Genomic DNA, 21080 nt, shown 5'->3' with positions numbered 1-21080 from the left:
TTGGGATCGCCATAATATGAGCAGCCTTGCGCAACGGCGCGCCGCCGCTGACCCGAACAGGCGGACAGCGCGCATGATGCTCGTCCGGGCATTTCTCGCGCAGAACACAGCCACAGGGTGCGCGTTTGGCGGCTTTGCGGTCAGCATATTGGCGATTCAGGCCCGTTTCGACACGACGCGGAGCATGGCCGCGATGGTCCTTGCCCTCACGGTGCTGGCGATGAGCGGGCTGGGTCTGATCGTCGCGGGCATGATTTCCCGCATCGGCCTGCGCAACACCATGATGACCGGTGCTGTGCTTTCGATAACAGGCTATTTTCTGCTTGCCTTGGTGCAATCGATTGAGGCTACACTTATCGTATGCACGCTCGCGATCGGCCCTGGCGCTTCTCTGCTCGGAGGCTTGCCGCCTAGTATATTGGCCGGGAACTGGCATCCACATGCGCGAGGAAGGGCGGTCGGGATTGCGTATATTCCGCTATTCGTCACTGTCATTCCCCTGCTCGGCCTTGCAGTCATACAAAGATTTGGCCTGCCGGCATTCTTCGTGACCCTGGCGGTACTGCACATTTTGCTCCTGCCCGTACTGCTGGGCGTTTCGGAGCCGCCGCAGAGCGATTACCCCGAAAGCGCCACAGTGGCTGCGGGCTCACGACCTTCCATCCTCTCGCAGCCGCTGTTCTGGGGGGTGTTGATCGGCGAGGGTGTCCTTCAGGCGAGTACCATCACTGGGTCTGCCCATATCGTTGCCATCGCAACCGAATATGGGGTCGCGGCCCGCTGGGGAGCGCTGCTCCTGTCCATCAAGGGCTTTGCAAGCATATTCGGGTCCATCCTGGCAGGACTGGCTTGCGATAAATTTGGCCCCGCACGCACATTGAGTGCTGCCGGTGCAGGATTGACCGTCAGTTGGATCCTAATTTCAGCAAGTGGCTGGTTTCCCGCATTGGCGCTGGCGATGATCATCATGGGCATATCGGGAGCGGCTATTTTCCCGCTGGTTGCGGTTCTTGTCGCCCAGACATTCGGGGTAGCGGCATTTCCGCGCACTATAGGATTTCTGGGCGCTTTCACTCTGCCTTTCACGTTCGGTGCTCCAGCCGCAGGTTGGCTGCGCGATACGACGAACAACTATCATGTGGCGATGCTGCTGTTCATGGCGCTATCTTTCGGGGCGGCTATCAACTTTGCTTGGATGAGCCGGACACAGGGCGGTAGAGCCTTGGCGTCGTGAAGATTCTCATCCTTGCTCTTACAGCAGAAAGCGCTGGGCTATCTGCCACATACAAATGCTGGCGGTTGGAGACGCAAGATAAAGGCGAGGCGGAAGCGGCCTGATCAACAGGGGAATGGTGGAATGAAGACCCGGATTACCGAGCTTACTGGCACGCGCTATCCCATTATTCAGGGTGGCATGCAGTGGGTGGGCCGCGCGGAGCTGGCTTCGGCGGTGTCCAATGCGGGTGGCCTCGGCATCCTGACGGCGCTGACGCAGCCGACGCCCGAGGCGCTGGCGGCCGAGATCGAGCGGTGCCGGACGATGACGGACAAGCCGTTCGGCGTGAACCTGACCATATTGCCGACCGCGCAGCCGGTCCCTTACGAAGCCTATGCCGAAGTCATCGCCGACTCCGGCGTTGGTGTGGTCGAGACCGCCGGGCGCAGTCCTGCCGAGTTCATCGCCCGTTTCAAGCAGGCGGGCGTCAAGATCGTGCATAAATGCACTGCCGTCCGCCATGCGCTGTCGGCGCAGCGGGCTGGCGTCGATGCCGTGTCGATCGACGGGTTCGAAGCGGCGGGTCATCCGGGCGAGGATGATATTCCGGGCATGGTGCTGATCCCCGCTGCGGCGCGGGCGCTGGACATTCCGATCCTGGCGGCGGGCGGCATGGCGACCGGACGCAGCATGGCGGCGGCGCTCGCCCTGGGCGCGGAAGGCGTGACGATGGGCACTCGGTTCATGCTGACCAAGGAAGCGCCGATCCATGAGGCGATCAAGCAGGCGGTGGTGCAGGGGACGGAGCGCGATACGACGCTGATCTTCCGCCAGTTACGCAACACCGCGCGCGTGTTCCGCAATGCCGTCGCCGAGGAGGTGAACGTCAAGGAACGGGAGCCCGGCGCGACGTTCGAGGATATCCGGCCGCTGGTCGCCGGTGCGCGGGGACGCGCTGCGCTGGAGAGCGGCGAAGTGGATGGCGGGCTGGTCTGGGCAGGGCTTGGCATCGGTTTGATGGACGACATTCCCACCTGCGCCGAACTGATCGGGCGCATCGTGGGCGAATGCCGCGAGGCGCTGGGCCGCGCCGTGGCACTGACCGGGGAGGCAAATTGGGTGATTGACCCGCCTATAAGATAGCGCCGTTTGTGCCATATTCTGCGGCAATTATATCTTTGACCCGAGCGAAGTCTGCGAGTCCGCCATTATGCGGTTAGAGACTTGGCAACGGAACAAGGGGACTGTCCGCAGCGGAGATCGGAGTCTTTTCGACTAAACGACTGCGATGGGTCGCCGTCAGAGGTGACCTATAAGGAAGTTAGGTGAGTTTATCGAATTTCCCTAAGGCGGATGGCGGATTCTATTTCGAAGTGCGAAATCCCAGGATTTATAAGGGTTTGATCCCCTTTCCAGGAAGGCAAAGCAAACCTCACCTCGCTGGTCGAACGTCGCAGCCGTTTCACTTTTCTCGCGCGTAGTCCGAGTCGGCATTCCGCCGGGGTCATGGCCGACATCGATCGGCATTTGCGGGGCATCCGCCCTGCCCTCTGGCGCAGCATCACCTTCGATCCGGACACGGAATTTGCCGCTTTTGCGAAACTGCGAAACAACTCGGCATCTCCAGCTATTTCTGCCTGCCGTCCGCGCCCGGCAGAAAGGCGGCGTGGAAAATTGCAATGGACGGATACGGCGCTTCCTGCCCTCCAACACGTTACGCTGCTGTCGGACAAGGAAATCCACAAGCCGCTGATCGCCTCAACAGCACAACCCTCAAGTGCCTGAGCTATCGCACCCCGCACGATGTCGTGGGAGAACAGGTCGCCCTCCTCAAGCCGGATGAAATACTATGCATAACCCCGGGTGTCACACTTCAAATCAAAGCCGCCGAAAGGGATAGCCATTTTCTGACGGGGAAGGCGATATACCCGTCCGTCGCAATAAGACATGGCGTGTGTGTGTCGACAATAACGAAGCAGCCGACACACACACTTGAAGTTCAGAACGCGATACCGACGTCGATCCCGTATGTGCGCGGAGCCTGGAAGGTGCCGAGTACCCACGTATCGAAGATCGGAAACAGAAACTCTGGCTTATCCGAATTGTTGAGATTTTTGCCCCAGAGGGAAATCTTACCCTTGGCGTTGCCTACCGGGATTTCGGCAAAGGTGAACCGTGCGCCTATTTCCCAAGTTGCCCTTATCACCAACTGGTCGTCGAGCACGGGGTCGCCAGCGCCGATACAACCGTCCGTCGCCGATTGTGTGGCCCCCACCGGGCACTGCAACCGGAAATGATCGCCCTTATACTGGCCATCAATGCGGAAGCTCATTTTGGTGCCATCTGGAAATTCGGGGAACTCATATTGTGCAGCGACATAGCCGGTGCGCCGGGGTTGATATGTACGCACCGGGGTAGCGGCCGGATTAGCCGTCTGTGGCTTTGTGTTGACGTCCGTAAAGCCATAAGTGCCGGTCAGAGTAAGGCCGTCTACCGGGAGGATCGTGGCTTCGATCTCGTAGCCCCGCGCTCTTTCGCTACCGGCATTCAGCAGGATGTTGCCACCCTGATTGGGATCAAAGCCCGTCACCTGGAGGCCTTTTCGATCCGCCTGGAATAAAGCGACGTTAAGCCGGACGCGCCGATCGAGAAATTCAGACTTCACGCCCGCTTCGTAGGATTTAATGGTTTCCGGCTGGAATTCCGCGCCATGGAAGATACCCCCCGAAACGAAGCCGGTGGCAAATTTCGCATAGATGTTGCTGCTCTGGGCAAACTGATACTTCAATGATGCGTCATAATCGACGCGATCCTGCTTGGCGTTGAAGCTGCCGCGCTGAACCGTGGGGGTCCGATCCGCATCAATCAGATCATTCTCCGTGCGATCATCTTTAGAGTAGCGGATGCCGCCGCCCAGTTCGAGCGCATCGGTCAACCTGAGATTGGCATGGGCATAAGCCGCGTAAGATTTGTTGAGCACCTTAAGCAGATCGCCACCCGCAAGATAGCTGCCGGGATTATCGATGGGGATCGGGACGCCCGGCTGGCTGACCTGTCCGAAGATGGTGGGGCTATTGAGGTAGGCCTTTTCGCGATAATAAAACAGGCCACCAACAAAATCCAAACTGCCGGTCTGACCGAGGAGTTGCAGTTCGTGGGACGACTGCCGCTGCTTTGCATAGCGCTCGGCTGCAAGCGCCTGATAATATCCGCCCGTCCCGCCATAAGGGTCCACCAGCGAATTTCCGTCGAGATCAGACGATGAGTTCAGCGTAAATCCGCGCAGTCCGCCGATATATTTAAGGCTCAAAGAATCGCTAAGCTCATAAACAGCCGTAAGGCTGTGGCCCCAGGTTTTCTGGGTAGCTGGAGAAAGGCCATCGATCGGAATGCGGTCGAGACGCGTCAGGCTCTCCACCATCGTGCCGCCAAGTGCAGGCTGGTTCGGGAAGTTGGTGATGCCGCTAAATGCGGCGCCGCTGTGCAGTAATTGCATGGCGTCGAGCGTGGTTACCGCGTCGGTATAGTTGAAGCGATAATCGAGCGTCAGGCCATCGATTCCGGCATAACGGATTGCTGCGAAAAACGACTCGGTGTTGTTCGCGCCAAAGCTCTTCGCGCTGGTGGACGGCCCGAACGGTGCCGGATAAAGGAATGTGCGCTGCGGTGCGGAATTCTTCACATAACCGTCATTTTCGTCATGGACATATGTGAAGCGCGCCGAGAGACCAGCCCATTCAGGCGTGTTGACCGTTATCCGCCCGCGACGCCGCTGATAGTTTCCTAGCGTGCCTTCGGCTTCGACACCGAATTTGCCAGTCGGGCTGGCCGTCACAAATGAGATTGCGCCGCCGGTCGAGTTGCGGCCAAAGAGTGTGCCCTGTGGACCGCGCAGGACTTCGAGATGTTCCAGATCGGCCAGATCGAAGGCGGAGTTGCCGGGTCGGCCGAGATAAACGCCATCTACATAGAGCGCGACGCCGGAATCGACCTGGAAGTTGATCGAGCCGGACGAAACGCCGCGAATATTGAATTGCGGCGCGCTGGGCGAGCCTGCCTGCTTCTGGATATTGACGTTTGGCGCGGTCTTGCCGACGTCCTGGAAGCTCTTGATCTGATAATCCGCGATTTGAAGCGCACCGAGAGCTGTTACAGCTGTTGGGACATTCTGAAGGTTTTCAGTACGCTTCCGCGCAGTAACCACGATGTCCTGAAGGCCCACGCCCTGCGTCGCTTGGGCGGGTGCTGCTGGCGAAGAATCCTGCGCATTTGCCTGCGACGCTACCAGAGCAAGCATCAATGCCGAACCAGCAAGATAATGATATTTTCCGTAAGCCATCTTCGATATCCCCTCAGTCCTGTCCGCTTTGGCGCGGATCCTGTGGGGTTGAACATCGTCCTGCTCAGCGCCTTGCAATACCTTCAAATCAATTAGGTTGGATAATTTAGCGGCGAACGACGGCGAGTTCGGGCAGACTGGTGTGGATGAGATGCACAAGCTGTGATTGGCGGGTCGCGCCCGTCTTGGCAAAGATAGAGCGGAGATGCGCGCGCACGGTGTTTTCGGCAATGCCCAGCCGATGCGCGGTCTCGATCACCGACACGCCGTTTGCAAGCGAAGCCGCGATCGACGCCTCTGTCGGGGTAAAGGCGAACAATTCCCTCAGGGCATCGCTGGTCACGACGCACTGACGTTCCGGATCGCCCAGGAAAAGCGCGATGGCCGGCGTTGTGCCGCCATGCATGAAATTAGGAATAGTGATTGACCGAATGACGATTCCGATGTCCCGGTGGCCCGATGGACGTTCGACCAGGAATACTGAAGGAGATGATCCTGGCGCGACGTTCACCGCATCCTTGAGTTGCTGGCGAAATTCGCGGTCACGGCTGGAATTGGCGATCGCCAGACGCTGCCCCACGATGCTTATCCCATCCCCATCGGCCAGGATGGATGCGGCAAGTTCGTTCATCTTGAGAACATTCAGATTATGATCGAGCATCACGGTGCCGACAGCGAACTGTTCGATGGCGCCGGTCATCACTGCCTGCTCCGAACGGGACACCTCCAGTCGGCGATAGAGTTCGACCGCCTGCCGCAGATGGGGCACGATTTCTTCTATACGGCCGCGCTCTTCAGTATCGAAAGGCGCGCCATGAGGCGCCCTCGTCAGCCGAAGTCGGGCTTCCAGGCCATTGCTTATGCGCAGATCCACGCCAAGAACGTGCGAACCGTCGATGCCTTCCAGCCACCCTTTATAATAGGCTGAATTTTTGAGTTTCGCCTCGGCCACATATTCGTACAACGCCACGACCTTGCCTTCGGGCAGGCCGACAAAGGGGTCGATCTGCATAAAGCGGTCAAGATATTCCTGAATCGCAGGCGGTGGTGCGGTGGGCGTTATCATTGTGCCCAAACCATCCATATTGGGCGGCGTGAGGATCAGCGTTGCCCATTTTGCGTTCACATGATCGCGAAGCAGCAGCAGAAAGTCTCGCCATGGATCTTCGCTGACCAGCGAAGCATTGAGTGCCAGGATCATACGCGAAAAGCAGGCGACCTCATTCGCGTGTGCGACCATCCTATTATCTCCTTCGCGCTCCTTTACCGGATGCGTCTGATGGAGAGCGTAGTCGGTTGCGCGAGGCTTGCCAATCGTCACCATGTCTTTGGCAAGCATCATGCCTCAGCGATCATATACCCGCCGCTCGCCACCAGACATTCCCCCGTCACAAACCGCGCAGCCGCACTGGCGAGGAACAGGGTCGGCCCTGTTATGTCGTCTGGTGTTCCCCAGCGGCCAAGCGCCATCCGCTGCGCCGTGCCGGGACCATAGACAGGGTCATCGGCGTAGCGCGCCGTCATCGGCGTGCGAACCGGACCGGGCGCCACGGCGTTAATCCGCACGCCCTTTGCCCCCCACCCTTGCGCCAGCGATTTGGTCAGTAGCAGAAGGCCAGCCTTGGCCGCGCTATATCCGGGGAACATGGAGTTGCCAAAGATCGCCATCATCGAGGCGATCGTCACGACCGCGCCGCCGCCGTCGTGCCGACTTTGCACCAGCAGCGGCAGGCAGGCGATCGTCAACGCATGGACGCCTTTCAGATTGGCGTCGATGGCTGCGTCGAAATCCTCCGGGACGGACGTACCGCCCGCATTGTTAATGAGGATGTCCAACGCCCCCAAATCCGCCACCAAGGCGTCGATGCTAAGCCGGTCGCCAAGACGAAGTGGGCAATAGGTGGCGCCTGGCGGAATGTCTTCATAATCCGCCTCTGTCGGCCGTGTACCCGTGACGATAACATGTGCGCCCGCAGCGATGAAGGCAGCAGCGATGCCCGCGCCGATCCCGCTGGTCCCGCCGGTGACGAGCACGTGCCGTCCGGTAAAGTCGAACATCGCCATTCCTTTCTTCAAATATCAATCACGGCGTCGGCCGCATCCTGCATCGCACCTTCGATATAGCCTACACCATTGGCGTCGCCGATGCTGCGCACACTGAATCCGGCCGCTTTCAGTTGGTCGGCCAAACGAGAGTCGCCTTGCGCGCCCTTGGCGACGATCACCTGGTCGGCAGCCACCGTTCTCACTTGTCCGAAGCTGTTGCGGTAGCTGACGTTCTTATCGCCAATCGCAATGTCCCCGGCGTTCGGCAGGAGCGTGACGCCCAGATGATGAAGTTCATCAAGCACCCGCCAGCGGCGCACGACCTGAAGACCCGCACCCATCTTGGCCGCTTCGTCGATCACGACGACCTTTCGACCGCGCTTGGCAAGGAATTCGGCCAGTTCCAGCCCAACCAGTTCGCCGCCGATAATCACCACGCGTTCGCCAAAGGGCATGAAATAGGTGCTGGCAGCGCGGATGAAACCGGGCCGCCCCGTCAGGCCAGTGACACGACCTGCACGCATCATCAGCCGCGTCTTGGTATCGACCTTGCGCGCCAGCTTGCCCAGATCCTGTCCCAGCATCAGGCTGCGCATTTCGTCGCCGCTGAACACGTTGTCGCGATCCGCGCCGGGAATGGAGGGCAGCGCACGTCGCGCGCCGGTAGCGACCACGACTTCGTCGGGGATCAGGGTAGTGAGCAGTTCGGGCGTCGCCTTCGTGCTCAGTTGCACGGTGATATTCGGATCGCCCTTCACTTCCCGTTTCAGCCAATCGACAATGCCCTGGTTCGGGGCATAGGCGATCGATGCGAAGCGGGCGGTCCCGCCTAAGGAGTCTGTTGCCTCCAGCAGCGTGACCCGATGGCCCCGCTTTGCCAGCCGACGAGCCGCCTCCATCCCGGCGGGACCACCGCCGATCACGACAATATGGCGAGCGGCGGCGGCAGGAACGAGCGCGCGCTCACGCTCAAAGCCTGTTTCGGGATTGACCGCGCATTTCACCGGACGACTGAAAAATATCTGGCTGATGCAGGTGTAGCAGTAGACGCAGGGGCGAATCTGATCGGCCTTCCCCGCGGCCAGCTTGGCCGGCAAATGAGGGTCGGCCAACAGCTTACGGCCCATCGTCACGAAATCCAGCTTCCCATCAGCGATGAAGCGGTCGGCATCTTCCGGCTCGATCCGGCCGGGACAGATGATCGGTATAGTCACATGTGCCTTGATCCGCGCTGCCGCCTCGACAAACCCGTTGCGCGTGTCGGTTGCATGTCCGGTCGAATAGGTAAGGCCCCGACCCGGATGGCCATCGGCCGATATGTGGATGGCGTCTGCTCCTGCCTCCTGCGCCAGCCGGGCGGTCGCGGCCGCGTCCTCCACTGTGATGCCGCCGTCGATCAGGAAATGCTGGCTGTCCAGGCGCGGCCATATCGGCATGTCGGGGCCGACGGCAGCGCGCACGCCGCGAATGATATCGCATAGCAAGCGCGAGCGGTTCTCGATCGAGCCGCCATAATCGTCGTCGCGCTGGTTGATCAATGGATTGAGGAACGATGAGATCAGGTAACCGTGACCGGCATGAAGTTCGACCGCATCGACGCCTGCGCGCTGGGCGCGTTGCGCGGCGCTGGCGAACATCTGGACCAGTTGCTCGATATCCTGCACGGTCATGACGCGGTAGTTGGGCGCACCCATGGCAGCAAATGGCGCGGTAAAGATGGCCAGTTCATCCTCCAGGAAGCCGTCCATCATATCGCCATCGCTCTTGCCGACCGCCGGGATCGAAGGCGTCCAGATCGGTCGTCCAGCCAGCATGTCATTCATCGCGACCAGACCAGCGTGCTGAAGCTGCATCGCGAGTTTCGCGCCATGAGCGTGGACCGCGTCGGCCAGCGCCCGCACGCCCGGCACATGGCGCTCGTGCGAAATCGCCTCGTTGCGCCAGTTGCCGGAGCCTTCGGGATAGCCGATCGATACCGATCCCATCATGATCAGCGCCGCGCCGCCCTTTGCGCGTTCCTCATAATAAGCGCGCAGCCGTTCGCCGGTGATCCCGTCCTCGTCCGCAAGGTTGGACCCCATCGGCGTCATGAATATCCGATTGCGCAAGTCCATCGCGCCGATACGTCCCGGTGCGAGCAGATGGCTATAGGCCATGTGGCGATCCTCCTTCACCCTGCTCGGATGGCAGGTGCTAAACATCCTGATTGGTGGTTACGCATCAGGCGCGCATCATCAATTTGTAGGGGATCAGCGCCGTTCCAGCATGGTTATGAGCCTGTCCTTCATCGGATCGACCCATTCCGCCTTAAGCGTGGGGCTGAGCAGACCCGCATCCTCCAGCTCATCGCACAGGCGCATCTGGTGGGCGATGTCGAACAGATCATATTGCGATGAAAATTTCCCGCCGCCGCCATAGGTGATCAGCGATACGCCATGCGTCTCGTAAAATCCCCCGTCCGCTCGTCGGCCGGGGCCGCGATTGACCCAGTGACTGATGATCCGATCATCCGCGATCGCCCAGTCCAATATGGGGAAGGTCCAGCCCTCCCACCCTGAACCGACATCCATGTCGCGGCCATAATGGGTCCGTCTTATCGCCTCCCGCCCGTCCGCACGAACGGGCATCGCGCCACCATAGGGACAGATATAGACGCAATCCTCATGGTAGAGTTCGTCGGCGATCCATGACCAGTCGTTACGCGCCTCCGCTTCGACAAAGGCGTCGCGCAGGCGGGTGATGGCGGCCTCGACCTCTTGTTGTGGATAGGATGCCATGCCTAGATGCCGTAGCCACCCGATACGTTGATCTGCTGCCCGGTAACATAGGCGGCGCGGTTGGATGCAAGGAACACCGCCGCCTCACCGATCTCTTCCGGCTGGCCCCAACGCTTGAGGGCAAGGCCCTTTTGCACTTCCGCCACCCATTCGGGACCGAACACGCCCTGTTTCGTCAGTTCCAGGAACATACCGGCCTCGATCACGCCGACGAGCACGCTGTTCGCACGGATGCCGTGCCGTCCCTCTTCCCGCGCAATGCCGCGGACGAGCGATTCATTGCTCGCCTTGGGTGCGACAGACAGACCGTCTTTCTCCGGCCAGCGCATCTGCCCCGCTGATCCCAGCGTGACGAACGATCCGCCGCCCTGTTCGCGAAAATGTGGCAAGGCAGCCTGCACGGCATTGAAGAAGCCATGGACCTCTATGTCGATCGCGCGACGCCATTGTTCGTGGGTGGTATCGCCCAGCATGACCTGATCGACCAGTGGCCCGGCGCCCCAGACAACGGTGTGGATGCGTCCGTGCGCTGCGACCGCCGCTGCGAATGCCGCCTCGACCTGTTCACGATCGCGCACATCGGCACGATGCGTTGATGCCTTCTGCCCCTCGCTCTCAATCGCGCTGGCCAGCGTTGCGGCGGCATCGGCCTTCGAATGATAGCCGATCGCCACGTCCGTTCCGGCTTCTGCGAAACATTGCGCCACACTGCGACCGATCCCGCCGCTGCCGCCGAACACCAAAGCTGCTCCTGCGGGAAATTGTACCTTGCCCATCGTCATCCTCTCAATATTTTTTCAGGCCGCCGCGCTGCTGCCGCGCGTGTCATATGTCGTGATCTTGCCGTCCACCCGATCCTGAAATTCACTGGCGCGGGCGCGCGGGTTGTAAAATTGTCGATACCAGATGCGCACCTTGCCAAACGGCCCATCCGCCGGAATTTGGAGTGGATTGAAACAGGGACGCTTGTTGGCCCAGATTTCAAAATCCTGCGCGAGCGCCAGCCGTCCCGCCTCGGCATAACCATATGCGATTGCGATGTCATCCTGCGTTGGCGGCGTGTTGGCAGCCTTCGACATCAGTGCATGCCACACCATGACCACGCCATCCTCGACCGGCGTATGGCAGATCAGCATCAGCGAGGGATACGCCCCGGTCAGTCGCGCCTGAAGGATTGCAGGCCCGGTATACCATGTGTCGGTTTCCAGCACTGCGTCGCTGCTGACCAGCGTACGGTGGCCCGCGCCGAACGTCTGGTGAAGGATCGGCCCGTTAAAGGCGTTTTCGAAATAGGCGCAGTCGGTCGATCCGTGGACCGGAACCATGTGCGCGGCGTCCGCCATATTGTCGAGTATCTCCTGCGGATGGCAGGGGATGATGCCCAGATGATCGACCTGCCAGCGCACCCAGCTTGGATCGTCCCATTCCGCAAAGGGGGGCAATTCGATATCCGGCTCCTGGCCTTCGGGGTCGTGCCAGTACCAGATGATGCCCGCGCGCTCGATGATCCGGTGGGTCGGCAGGCAGGCAGCTTTGGGGATAAACTTTGAATAGGGGATGTCGTCGCACGCACCATCCGGGCCGAAACGCCATCCATGATAAGGGCAGCGGATCGATTCGCCCTCCACCTGCTGTCCATCGCGCACGATGTAAGAGGTCGTGTTCTTGGCCAGGTGCGCGCCAAGATGAGGACAATAGGCATCGACCATGTGCGCCGTACCACTTTCGCCGCGATACAGGACGAAGTCCCGGCCGAAATAGTGGATCGTGCTTGGGGTTGCCGATACTTCGCTCCCTTCGGCGACCATGAACCAGCCGCGGGGGAATGTATATTCGCCCAACCCATAGTCTGCGGTTTGTGCCATCTTCGCTCTCCAATCCGACTTTTGACCGCTATTTGAGACCTTCGATCCGGCCGCCGATACCTCGAAATAGACTAGGCCGTGCGTGCGCCGCCCGTTTCGCTCCACCCGGCATTCTCACCGAGCACCTTCGACACGACCTGAGGGTTCACATATTCGCGCCAGCGCGTGATCCGGCCTTCGGCGAAATCAAGAATGCTGACATATCGGTTGGAATAGGGTTCGCCCGTCGGAATATAGCGGCTGTGCGAGCTATATTCGGCAATCAGCCGATCCTCGGCGGCCAGATCGTGGATGACCTCAATGCGATAGGCGTAAGGATCAAAATCGCGCCAACTCGCTTCCAACGCATCGCGAAACCAGCGCGCACCACGGTGTTCGAGCGGAAAGCCCTCCATAACGGGAAAGGGCCATTCGAGCTGTATGTCGTCGGCAAGGCAGGATTCGAACGTATCGAAATCCTTGATACCAAGCGCCGTCAGCATCCGAACGAACAAATCACGGTTGGCGGTACTGGTCATCGATCCTCTCCTTTTGCCTGGCGCTAACCGATTTTCGAAAGTCGCGATTACTTGATTTGGGGGGAGGAGCGAGACGCGGCGCAGGATAATGACGGGCGAGATAGGAGAGAGACAATGACCAGTAATAAAATCGTGGTCGTCACAGGCGCGAGCCGAGGCGCGGGCAAAGGGATCGCGATCGCACTGGGGGGCACGGGCGCTAAGGTCTATGTTACCGGTCGTTCGCTGAGCGACGAGGGGCTGCCGCTCCCCGGCACGATCGGTGCCACCGCGCGCGCCGTAGATGACGCGGGCGGACAGGGTGTCGCGGTCGCACTCGATCATCGTGATGATGCGGCGGTGGAAGCCTTTTTTTCGCGCGTCGCGGATGAGGCGGGCCATATCGATATTCTCGTCCACAGCGCCACCGCGCTTTCCGACGATCTGGTGAAGCCGGGACCTTTCTGGGAGAAGTCCGGCGATCTGGCCGATATTCTAGATGTCGGACTGCGTTCCGCCTATATCGCGACACGCGCAGCCGCTCCGTTGCTGCTAAAGGCGCAGGCCGGGCTGGTCGTCGCGGTCTCGTCGCCGGGCGCGCATTGCTACATGCATGGTCCCGGCTATGGCGCGCAAAAGGCGGGCCTCGACAAGATGATGTTCGACATGGCGCACGACTTCCGCCCGTTCGGCGTCGCCACATTGTCGATCTGGCCGGGGCCGATGCGGACCGAACGGCTGGAATTGGGGCGAAAAGAACGGCCCGAAGTCTATGGCCAGATGTATGACGCCGCCGAAACGCCCCAATTGCAAGGGCTGGTGATCGATGCGGTTGCGCGTGATCGGGACCGGATGGCGCTATCGGGCAAGGCCTTTTACACTGCGGATCTCGCCATGCGTTATGGCCTTACCGATATCGATGGCCGTGAACCCGCCTCCTTCGCAGCGATGCTCGGCGAGCCACGTCCCTTCCATCCGGCCGTCATCGAATAGCGCTTCTCAATTTGCGCCCGTTGCATCGCGGGCGGCGATGTAGGCGAAGGTCATCGCCGGGCCGATCGTCGATCCCGCACCGGGATAGGATCGGCCCATCACCGAAGCGGCGCTGTTACCGACCGCATAGAGTCCGGCAACGGGCTGGCCAGCTGCATCAAGCACACGCGCGCTGGCATCGGTGGCAAGGCCGCCGCTGGTGCCGATATCGCCTGCATTGATTGGCAGCGCGTAGAAAGGCGCTTTTTCGAGCGGCAGCAGATTGGGATTGGGCTTCACCTTCTGATCGCCATAATAGCGGTCATAGGGCTGCTGCCCACGGCCGAAATCAGGGTCCTGCCCAACCCGCGCATTTTCGTTGTAGCGGATGACGGTCGTTTCCAGCACGGTCGGGTCGACACCGATCTTCCTTGCCAGTTCCGCGATGCTGTCCGCCTTGCGCATGAGTGCGCGGACAGCGGATGAATGCATCCAGTCCGGTATCATCGGCATCAACGGCCCCATCGGATAGCGCCAGCGGAACCGCGCATCGAGCAGGATCCAGGCCTGCCCCCCGCCTGCAGCGCGCATCGCTTCGCCAGCCTTGTGATAGGAGGCGGCTTCGTTGAGGAATCGCTTGCCGGAACTGTCGACGATCATTGATCCAGGCAGCGAGCGTTCGAAGAAGAGCGGCCGGGCGCGATCTTCGCCCGGAACCTTGATCGTGGGCGCCCACCACGCCGAATCCATCCGTGTCGTGACCGCGCCAACGGCCTCCGCCGCGCGGATCGCGTCGCCGGTATTACCGCTCTGGCTGCCCGACCAGTCGGGGTTGGGCGAGCCGGTGAGATAGCGTGCCCGCATTTGTGCATCACGTTCGAACCCACCGGCGGCCAGGATCACGCCCTTGCGCGCTCGGATACGCCGCTCGCCCGCGTCCGTTTGCACCACCGCGCCCTCGACGCGGCCATCGCGCTGGATCAGGGACAGGAGTGCGTGGCGATAGCGAATATCCACCTTGCGCGTGTCGAGCGATAATTTCAGCCGGGCGAGCAGCGCGTTGCCAGAGGTCAGGAAGCGGCTCCGCTTCGATCGCAGGCGCTGGCCGAAATCGGTATAATGGCGCCACAAGGCCTTCGTCAGCATCTTTTGCCAACCGGGCATCCGCGTGATGAGCGGCGCGGCCTCGGCGGCGGTCCAGCTTATCCGGCCGAACAACATCCCAGCGGGATGCGTCGGCCGCAAGCGATCAAGATCATCGCCCAGCGCGCGGCCATCGATCGGTTGTGGATCATGGCTGCGCCACCCCATTTTGCCACCTGGAAGCTCGGCGTGATAATCGGTGTAGGGGATCGAAGCGTAGCGCACCTGCGTCTCGTGTTCGAGGTAGGCCAGCATCGCCGGGGCATTGTTGACAAAGGCCGTGATCTGATCCGCATCGACGTCATCACCGGCGAGCGCGGTGATGTAGCGCGCGGCTTCTTCGGGGCTATCGTCCGCGCCGGCGGCTTTGGCCAGGTGGCTTGCAGGAATCCAGATCACGCCGCCCGATGTGGCGGATGTACCACCGAACTGGTCGCTTTTTTCAACGATGGCCACCGTCGCATGGTTATCCGCAGCCACGATCGCAGCCGTCAGCGCACCGGCCCCTGATCCCACGATGAGGATGTCGACCTCTTCATCAAATCCGTTCATCGCGCTCATGACTTCTCCATCGTCAGCATCACTTTCAGGGCTTCCGGCGCGCATTGTGCGGCAAATGCCGCTGCCGCCTGGCCGATCGGAAATTGATGGGAGACCAGCCCCCCCCGATCGACTCGTCCCTCCGCCATCATCGCCAGCGCCTCGACCAGTTCTTCTGGTGCATACCCGTTCGATCCCATGATCGTCGGCTGCTTTTGGATCACCGGACCGAAGTCGATCGTCATGCGATCCTCATAACCACCGAAACATACGATCCGCCCGCCATCCAGGGCGATCAACCTCAGCGCCGTTTCCAGTGGCGGTGGGCCGGGCATATGCTTGATGTATCCGGCGCAATCGAACACCACGCCGATCCGGGCCGAGATGCCGTTATAGCCCTCCTCAATACCAGTGAGAGCGGCAATCTGATCGAACACATCACCATCGCGCGCGTTGATCGCCGCGGTAGCACCGACTGCCAGCGCCGCTTCAAGCCGCGCGGCATGCACATCTACCGCGATCAGTGAGCCGGTCTCTATTCCCCTGGCGCGGATCGCCTGGATGACGCCCAGCCCGATGATGCCAACGCCGAATATGACGACATTCTCTCGGCTTCGAATTGCCGCCTTGCGTACCATCTGGAGCGCATCTGCCATTGGCTCCGTGGTTGCCGCTTCAATGAAGCCAACCGCGTCCGGCACGCGCACAAGCTGGTATGGATTGACCGGCACCGCGACAAAGTCGGCCATGCCGCCACCCATGCCGGTAACGCCGACGACCCGGTCGCCAATCGACCAGCCCGTCACACCTTCGCCCAAGGCGGCGATGGCGCCCGCAAACTCGTGGCCGGGGACATGATATCCTTCCGGCGTCGAACGGACGAGTTGATCGCGATAGGCGCCGTTACGGAACATGTGCAGGTCGGACCCGCAAATTCCGCAGGCCGCGACTGCTACTATGACCTCGCCAGCGGCAGGCGCAGGGATCGATGCATCGCGCCGTGCATCGACCGTGCCCGGCTCCACGAAATCGGCGGCGCGCATCACGCGTGGTTCGGCAGATGAATGCATAACAGTCCTGTTCCTCACCCTGGCATGAACTCGCCACCATTGATGTCCAGGCTCGCGCCTGTAACTACCGAACAATAATCCGACAGCAGCATGATGATGGGCCGCGCGCACTCGCGATCGGTCGGCATTCGGCGCAGCGCGATGTTCGCTTCCTGCGCTGCCTTTAGTTCCGCCACCGACTGGCCGCTTTCCTTCGCCATATGGTCGAACGCCTGCTCGACCGAATGACCCCACATCCACCCCATGAAGGTCGAATTGACCCGAATGTTCCACTGCCCGACTTCGGTCGCCATCTGCATCGTCGCCATCGCCATTGCGGCTTTGGACGTGGCATAGGCGGCTTGCTGCACCCAAGGCTTGCGCGTCACCTGTGTGTTTACATTGACTATCGATCCGCCGCCTGTCTCGCGCATCTCCCGTATGACTGACTGGCAAAGGTCCAGTGTTCCGAACAGGTTGACGTCGAAGGTACGCCGCCACTCGTCGAAATCAGCATCCACGACATCGGTGAAGGCGCCGGGAATATAGGCGCTGTTGATCAGGCCATCGATACGTCCGAAACGCTCTTTGGTAGCGGCGACCAGCCGTGCGACATCCTCGCGCCGGGAAATGTCGGTTGGGACCTTCAGTACCTCGACATCATGCCCCGCCTCTCGGATCAGCGCTTCGGCTGCGTCCAACTTTGCAGAAGTGCGCGCGGCCATCACGACATGGCCGCCTTCGGCCGCCACCAGAGAGGACAGTTCCTGTCCCAGCCCCGGGCCAATGCCCGAAACGATCACTACCTTGTCCTTAAGAATCATGTTCATCTCCAGATGTCTTGGAACAATGTCAGTCAGCAGCGCGGCTCGCGCGACGCTCGACCAACAGGAAAATACAGGCGGCCAGGCCGAAGCCGGCGATTTGCAGCACGATCGGCGTCCAGTAACTGCCGGTGGCGTCGAACAGCGCGCTCGCCAGCGGTGAAATACCGAAGGTGAACGGGACGGTGAACAGTGTCACAAGACCCATTGCGCGGGCAAAATTACGGATGCCGAACAGCCGGGTCAGCAGCACGCCCTGCGCTGCCGCAATCCCGCCACCGCACGCACCCACTATAATCGCATCCAGCACCAGCAGCGAATAGCCGACCGGCTGGAGGAAGATGAACCAGACGATGCCCTGGACAAGGCAGTTGAGCGCCAGAGCCTGCCCCGGCCCGAGCCTGTCGGCAAGCCAACCGAACACAATCGCGCCCAATATGCCTGTACCGCCGGAAATGGCGAACAGGAAGGATGCTTCTTCCAGCGGCCAACCCTGTCCCATGACGAGTGGCACCAGATGAGCGGCTTTCAGGATGCCGCCCCCCACGGCGATCCCGATGGCGGCGGTGACGAACCAAGTCACCGGTCGGGACAGCATATTCCGCGCGGATAGCAATGACCGCGCCTCGACCGGATTCTTGGCTTCGTCATGACCGAGCGGAACCTGGCCAACCTGTTCGGGCCGATCGATCACGAACGGCATGAACGGCAGGACGATCAGATGGGCAAGGCCAAGCCCGATGAGCACGGCATCAAGTCCGAACCGCTGGAGTGCCCATGAACTGATCATTGGCACGATCATCACGAACACCGGCATGGTGACGAAGCCCAGTGCACGGCCCTGTCCACGAATGAACCAGTTGCTTGCCAGGATGTTGGACGGCATCACGCCCAGCAACAAGACTCCGGGCGACACGAGCAGACCGAACAACGCAAGGAACATACCGATGCCCGTAGAGAAGGGCAGCAGCACATAGCCACTAGCGGCAAGCAATGCGCCGATCGTCATCATGCGGCGGATCGACATACGCACAAGGAGCATGCCGATCATCGGCGCACCGAGCGATAGGACCAGAATAGTCAGCGAAATGGCCAGCGTCGAAAGCGTTCTGGTCGTCGCGAAACGCTGCTCGATGGCAAGAACAAGCGTGCCGAACGACCCGAAAGTAAGCCCGACCGCCACATTCTGCGTCAACGCGGCGATCCACACCATGCGCCACCCCAGAAAGCGGGATGGCCTGTCCCCTGCCGGCAAGAAAGCTGCTTCACTATCAAATCGCTGCGGTTGCATCGCCTGACCCGTGCTCGCGGTCATTGTGAGCCAGCTTGCCGCTCGGCATGGAAAGCCTCAGCACGGGCCTTGAGCGCGCGGGCGGTATCGTCGAACGCACGTTTCACCCACGGACCGCAAAAGCGCATCACATGGACGCCGTTTTCACCCAGAAACGCGTCAGTCGACCAATAACGGCAAATACCTTCTGCAACGGGTTCGATCATCTGGTCGCGGCGTGCGGCATAGGGCCATGCCTCGTGCCACGGCGCCTCCCACGCCAGTCGCCGCTCTGGCTCAAACGCGCAGACATATTCGCAATTCACCAGCAGCGCGCCGGGATTGGGATAGTTGACAAGGCTCATATGGACCGGCGCGCCGATTTCGAGCGTGGATGCCGCCTTCACGCAAAAGGGGTTCCATTCCCCATAACGGTCCAGATCGACCAGAATCTCCCACACTATTCCAGCAGGTGCCTCGATCGTGACCTTGTCGGAACTCACGACATTGGCCGGATCAAAGCCGGTTTTCTGATCGAAGGCGGTGTCGAGCATGGTTGGTCCTTTGTTCAGTTGGCGTCTGGGGCGGTCGGAAAGGCAGACAGCAGCGCTGCGTCGACAAGCTGCGCCTGCCCATTGATTGCCGCCGATGCCGGTCCCATCAGGAACAGCGCGACTTCCGCCACCATCTGCGGCGTCAGTTCACCACGGTAGGTCGGCGGCGTGATCTTTTCCGGCGGCAAAAGCTCATCCTGCGGAGGTGCGCCTACCATTGGCGTCTGCACCGGGCCGGGACAAATTGCGTTGACCCGCAGGCCGCGCGCAGCAAATTCGCGCGCTGCGGCGCGAACCAGGCCAACGACGCCGTGCTTGGCGGCGGTGTAACCCACGGCATCGGAAAAGCCGAGTAACGCGGCGGCGGACGCCGTCACCACTGCCGCGCCACCGGGGCGCAGTCGCCTTTGCGCCTCTCGCAGCCCCAGGAACGGCCCGCGCAGGTTGATCGCAATCATCCGGTCGAACTGTTCGACCGTGATCGTGTCGAACGGGCCATAGTCCTGCAACGCCCCGGCATTGAGAAAGGCCATGTCCAGCCCGTCGAACGCCGCTTCGGCTTCATCGAAAAAGCGGACAGTATCGGCTTCGCAGGACACATCGCCCGCGATGGCGATAGCATGGCCACCGCGTCTCGCGATCAGGTCGACGATCCGCTGCGCTTCGCCTGCCCGGATATCAGCGATCGCGACGCGGCAACCTTCCTCGGCAAGACGCATTGCCGCAGCGGCGCCGATTCCCGAACCGCCGCCCGTGATCAACGCGGACCTGTTTTTGAACATCATGAAACCGCCCGATCCTCATCCTATGCTGGTCGTATCGCCAGTTCTGTTCCGGCAACATGCTCCGTTGGAAAAACCGGTGCCTCATCCAAACAGAGGAGGTCCCGCAAATCTTCATCTAATCGATTTGGGGGTGGAGCGACGCCGTCTTTTGGACCAGCCAATGGAGATCGGATGCGCCGCACGACATCCGGCTAAGGAGAAGATGTTTGGAACAGCTACGCTATGACGGCCAGGTCGCCATCGTCACCGGTGCGGGGCGGGGTTTGGGCAGAAGCTATGCCCGGATACTGGCTGCGCGTGGCGCAAAGGTCATCGTCAACGATCTGGGTGGATCGACTACAGGTGGTGGAAAATCGTCGGACCTGGCCGAGGCCGTGGTCGGCGACATCATGGCGCTGGGCGGTGAGGCGATCGCCGATGCTGGCGACGTGACGGACCCCTCGACCGCGCAACGCCTTGTCGCGCTTGCACTCGATCGTTGGGGCCGTGTCGATATCGTCATCAACAATGCGGGCAGCATCGCGCCGGACGTCACACAATCCTTCGCTGAGATGGAGTTGGCGCAGTTCGACCATCAGATGCAGATCCACGCCTATGCCCCCTTCCATCTGGTGCACGCCGCATGGCCAGCGATGCTGCGTCAACAATATGGGCGCATCGTGTGCACATTGTCGGATTCGATGTTCGGGATGGGTGGAAGCGCCGGAATCGGCTACCCGGTGGCAAAGATGGCGATGATGGGGTTCGTGCGGGCGTTGGCGATGGAGGGCGCGCCGCACGGGATTACGTGCAATGCGATCTCGCCAGCCGCCTTTACCCGGCTGGTCGCCATGCATCTTCCCGACAGCGACATTCGCGACTGGATGGAAAAGGCCGCCACACCCGAACGCGTGGCGTCGGTGGTCGCCTGGCTGGTCCATCGCGATGCAACCTGCACCGGCCAGTCAATTGCTGCATCCTCTGGCCGTTTCGCCAAAATCGTGACTGGCTTTTCAAAGGGTTATGCCGGTGGTGACCTGACCATCGAGGAAGTGCGCGACCATTTCGATGAAGCCGTTGCGACCGACCATATCGATCTCATCGAAAATACCGGCGATGCGATCGCGCTATACCTTAGTGCGCTCAAGGAACGACGGCTGTCCGAGTTGAACAGTCCGCCCGAATGGGTCGCCTGAACGCCCATGCCACAGAATCACCACGACC

The 21080-nt window shown here is 60.8% G+C and carries 18 protein-coding genes and 1 pseudogene; 5 read left to right on the top strand and 14 right to left on the bottom strand.

Annotated elements, in window-relative coordinates; translation table 11 throughout:
- Nucleotides 1–16 precede the first annotated feature (16 nt).
- The 3 genes and pseudogenes from ACZ5TB_RS15125 to ACZ5TB_RS15115 all read left to right on the top strand — a co-directional run.
- A complete protein-coding gene (locus ACZ5TB_RS15125; protein WP_464793224.1) occupies nt 17–1234 on the top strand; it encodes an MFS transporter in 1218 nt (405 codons plus the stop codon).
- 123 nt (nt 1235–1357) lie between these two features.
- A complete protein-coding gene (locus ACZ5TB_RS15120; protein ID WP_464793223.1) occupies nt 1358–2359 on the top strand; it encodes an NAD(P)H-dependent flavin oxidoreductase in 1002 nt (333 codons plus the stop codon).
- 276 nt (nt 2360–2635) lie between these two features.
- A pseudogene (locus ACZ5TB_RS15115) lies at nt 2636–3051 on the top strand (IS30 family transposase); the annotation flags it as partial.
- Between the two features lie 164 nt (nt 3052–3215).
- Here the strand turns inward: ACZ5TB_RS15115 and ACZ5TB_RS15110 are convergent.
- The 8 genes from ACZ5TB_RS15110 to ACZ5TB_RS15075 all read right to left on the bottom strand — a co-directional run bounded on the left by ACZ5TB_RS15110 (nt 3216) and on the right by ACZ5TB_RS15075 (nt 12761).
- Nucleotides 3216–5555, bottom strand: a complete 2340-nt coding sequence (locus ACZ5TB_RS15110) for a TonB-dependent receptor (protein ID WP_464793222.1) — start codon at nt 5553–5555, stop codon at nt 3216–3218.
- Between the two features lie 106 nt (nt 5556–5661).
- Nucleotides 5662–6795: a helix-turn-helix transcriptional regulator gene (locus ACZ5TB_RS15105; RefSeq protein ID WP_464793221.1), complete on the bottom strand. Its 1134-nt coding sequence runs from the start codon at nt 6793–6795 to the stop codon at nt 5662–5664.
- A gap of 98 nt (nt 6796–6893) precedes the next feature.
- Nucleotides 6894–7613 (bottom strand): SDR family NAD(P)-dependent oxidoreductase, encoded by a 720-nt coding sequence (locus tag ACZ5TB_RS15100; RefSeq protein ID WP_464793220.1) that lies wholly within the window; start codon nt 7611–7613, stop codon nt 6894–6896.
- A 14-nt stretch (nt 7614–7627) separates the two neighbouring features.
- On the bottom strand, nt 7628–9757 hold the full coding sequence (locus ACZ5TB_RS15095) for an FAD-dependent oxidoreductase (protein WP_464793219.1): 2130 nt from the start codon (nt 9755–9757) through the stop codon (nt 7628–7630).
- Between the two features lie 93 nt (nt 9758–9850).
- A complete protein-coding gene (locus tag ACZ5TB_RS15090; RefSeq protein WP_449469274.1) occupies nt 9851–10378 on the bottom strand; it encodes a nuclear transport factor 2 family protein in 528 nt (175 codons plus the stop codon).
- Between the two features lie 2 nt (nt 10379–10380).
- A complete protein-coding gene (locus ACZ5TB_RS15085) occupies nt 10381–11154 on the bottom strand; it encodes an SDR family NAD(P)-dependent oxidoreductase (protein ID WP_460989099.1) in 774 nt (257 codons plus the stop codon).
- Between the two features lie 21 nt (nt 11155–11175).
- Nucleotides 11176–12243 (bottom strand): Rieske 2Fe-2S domain-containing protein, encoded by a 1068-nt coding sequence (locus ACZ5TB_RS15080; protein WP_464793218.1) that lies wholly within the window; start codon nt 12241–12243, stop codon nt 11176–11178.
- Nucleotides 12244–12314: 71 nt separating this feature from the next.
- Entirely contained in the window at nt 12315–12761 is a 447-nt protein-coding gene (locus tag ACZ5TB_RS15075) for a nuclear transport factor 2 family protein (protein ID WP_464780273.1), read from the bottom strand.
- A gap of 114 nt (nt 12762–12875) precedes the next feature.
- On the opposite strand from ACZ5TB_RS15075, the gene ACZ5TB_RS15070 reads away from it, so the two are divergent.
- The gene (locus ACZ5TB_RS15070) at nt 12876–13733 is read left to right on the top strand and encodes an SDR family NAD(P)-dependent oxidoreductase (protein WP_464793217.1); all 858 of its coding nucleotides are present in this window, start codon (nt 12876–12878) and stop codon (nt 13731–13733) included.
- 6 nt (nt 13734–13739) lie between these two features.
- Here ACZ5TB_RS15070 and ACZ5TB_RS15065 read toward each other — a convergent pair whose 3' ends face one another.
- The 6 genes from ACZ5TB_RS15065 to ACZ5TB_RS15040 form a co-directional block, all read right to left on the bottom strand.
- Nucleotides 13740–15416 (bottom strand): FAD-dependent oxidoreductase, encoded by a 1677-nt coding sequence (locus tag ACZ5TB_RS15065; RefSeq protein ID WP_464793216.1) that lies wholly within the window; start codon nt 15414–15416, stop codon nt 13740–13742.
- Nucleotides 15413–16465 (bottom strand): zinc-dependent alcohol dehydrogenase, encoded by a 1053-nt coding sequence (locus tag ACZ5TB_RS15060; protein ID WP_464793215.1) that lies wholly within the window; start codon nt 16463–16465, stop codon nt 15413–15415. The genes ACZ5TB_RS15065 and ACZ5TB_RS15060 overlap by 4 nt, the downstream gene beginning before the upstream one ends.
- A 14-nt stretch (nt 16466–16479) precedes the next feature.
- Nucleotides 16480–17274, bottom strand: coding sequence for an SDR family NAD(P)-dependent oxidoreductase (locus ACZ5TB_RS15055; RefSeq protein ID WP_464789691.1), 795 nt, complete (start codon nt 17272–17274; stop codon nt 16480–16482).
- Between the two features lie 22 nt (nt 17275–17296).
- Nucleotides 17297–18481, bottom strand: a complete 1185-nt coding sequence (locus ACZ5TB_RS15050) for an MFS transporter (protein ID WP_464793214.1) — start codon at nt 18479–18481, stop codon at nt 17297–17299.
- Nucleotides 18482–18579: 98 nt separating this feature from the next.
- Nucleotides 18580–19092 carry an SRPBCC domain-containing protein gene (locus tag ACZ5TB_RS15045; RefSeq protein WP_464793213.1) on the bottom strand — a complete coding sequence of 171 codons (513 nt, stop codon included), beginning with the start codon at nt 19090–19092 and terminating at the stop codon, nt 18580–18582.
- Nucleotides 19093–19106: 14 nt separating this feature from the next.
- Complete coding sequence (locus tag ACZ5TB_RS15040; protein WP_464793212.1) at nt 19107–19877, bottom strand: SDR family NAD(P)-dependent oxidoreductase; 771 nt, start codon at nt 19875–19877, stop codon at nt 19107–19109.
- Between the two features lie 206 nt (nt 19878–20083).
- Here ACZ5TB_RS15040 and ACZ5TB_RS15035 point away from each other — a divergent pair, with 206 nt between their 5' ends.
- Nucleotides 20084–21052 carry an SDR family NAD(P)-dependent oxidoreductase gene (locus tag ACZ5TB_RS15035; protein ID WP_464793211.1) on the top strand — a complete coding sequence of 323 codons (969 nt, stop codon included), beginning with the start codon at nt 20084–20086 and terminating at the stop codon, nt 21050–21052.
- Nucleotides 21053–21080 lie beyond the last annotated feature (28 nt).

This window comes from Sphingobium sp. TomTYG74 (assembly GCF_055393875.1).
The sequence above is the reverse complement of the archived record's forward strand: the minus strand, read 5'-3'. Positions and strand labels throughout refer to the sequence as shown.

Bases quoted from the DNA above. Each gene is read 5' to 3' on its own strand.
- ACZ5TB_RS15125 (WP_464793224.1), top strand. From the start codon at position 17: ATGAGCAGCCTTGCGCAACGGCGCGCCGCCGCTGACCCGAACAGGCGG.
- ACZ5TB_RS15055 (WP_464789691.1), bottom strand. From the start codon at position 17,274: ATGAACATGATTCTTAAGGACAAGGTAGTGATCGTTTCGGGCATTGGC.
- ACZ5TB_RS15050 (WP_464793214.1), bottom strand. From the start codon at position 18,481: ATGGTGTGGATCGCCGCGTTGACGCAGAATGTGGCGGTCGGGCTTACT.
- ACZ5TB_RS15120 (WP_464793223.1), top strand. From the start codon at position 1,358: ATGAAGACCCGGATTACCGAGCTTACTGGCACGCGCTATCCCATTATT.
- ACZ5TB_RS15065 (WP_464793216.1), bottom strand. From the start codon at position 15,416: ATGAGCGCGATGAACGGATTTGATGAAGAGGTCGACATCCTCATCGTG.
- ACZ5TB_RS15040 (WP_464793212.1), bottom strand. From the start codon at position 19,877: ATGATGTTCAAAAACAGGTCCGCGTTGATCACGGGCGGCGGTTCGGGA.
- ACZ5TB_RS15070 (WP_464793217.1), top strand. From the start codon at position 12,876: ATGACCAGTAATAAAATCGTGGTCGTCACAGGCGCGAGCCGAGGCGCG.
- ACZ5TB_RS15105 (WP_464793221.1), bottom strand. From the start codon at position 6,795: ATGGTCGCACACGCGAATGAGGTCGCCTGCTTTTCGCGTATGATCCTG.
- ACZ5TB_RS15095 (WP_464793219.1), bottom strand. From the start codon at position 9,757: ATGGCCTATAGCCATCTGCTCGCACCGGGACGTATCGGCGCGATGGAC.
- ACZ5TB_RS15090 (WP_449469274.1), bottom strand. From the start codon at position 10,378: ATGGCATCCTATCCACAACAAGAGGTCGAGGCCGCCATCACCCGCCTG.
- ACZ5TB_RS15110 (WP_464793222.1), bottom strand. From the start codon at position 5,555: ATGGCTTACGGAAAATATCATTATCTTGCTGGTTCGGCATTGATGCTT.
- ACZ5TB_RS15060 (WP_464793215.1), bottom strand. From the start codon at position 16,465: ATGCATTCATCTGCCGAACCACGCGTGATGCGCGCCGCCGATTTCGTG.
- ACZ5TB_RS15075 (WP_464780273.1), bottom strand. From the start codon at position 12,761: ATGACCAGTACCGCCAACCGTGATTTGTTCGTTCGGATGCTGACGGCG.
- ACZ5TB_RS15100 (WP_464793220.1), bottom strand. From the start codon at position 7,613: ATGTTCGACTTTACCGGACGGCACGTGCTCGTCACCGGCGGGACCAGC.
- ACZ5TB_RS15085 (WP_460989099.1), bottom strand. From the start codon at position 11,154: ATGGGCAAGGTACAATTTCCCGCAGGAGCAGCTTTGGTGTTCGGCGGC.
- ACZ5TB_RS15080 (WP_464793218.1), bottom strand. From the start codon at position 12,243: ATGGCACAAACCGCAGACTATGGGTTGGGCGAATATACATTCCCCCGC.
- ACZ5TB_RS15045 (WP_464793213.1), bottom strand. From the start codon at position 19,092: ATGCTCGACACCGCCTTCGATCAGAAAACCGGCTTTGATCCGGCCAAT.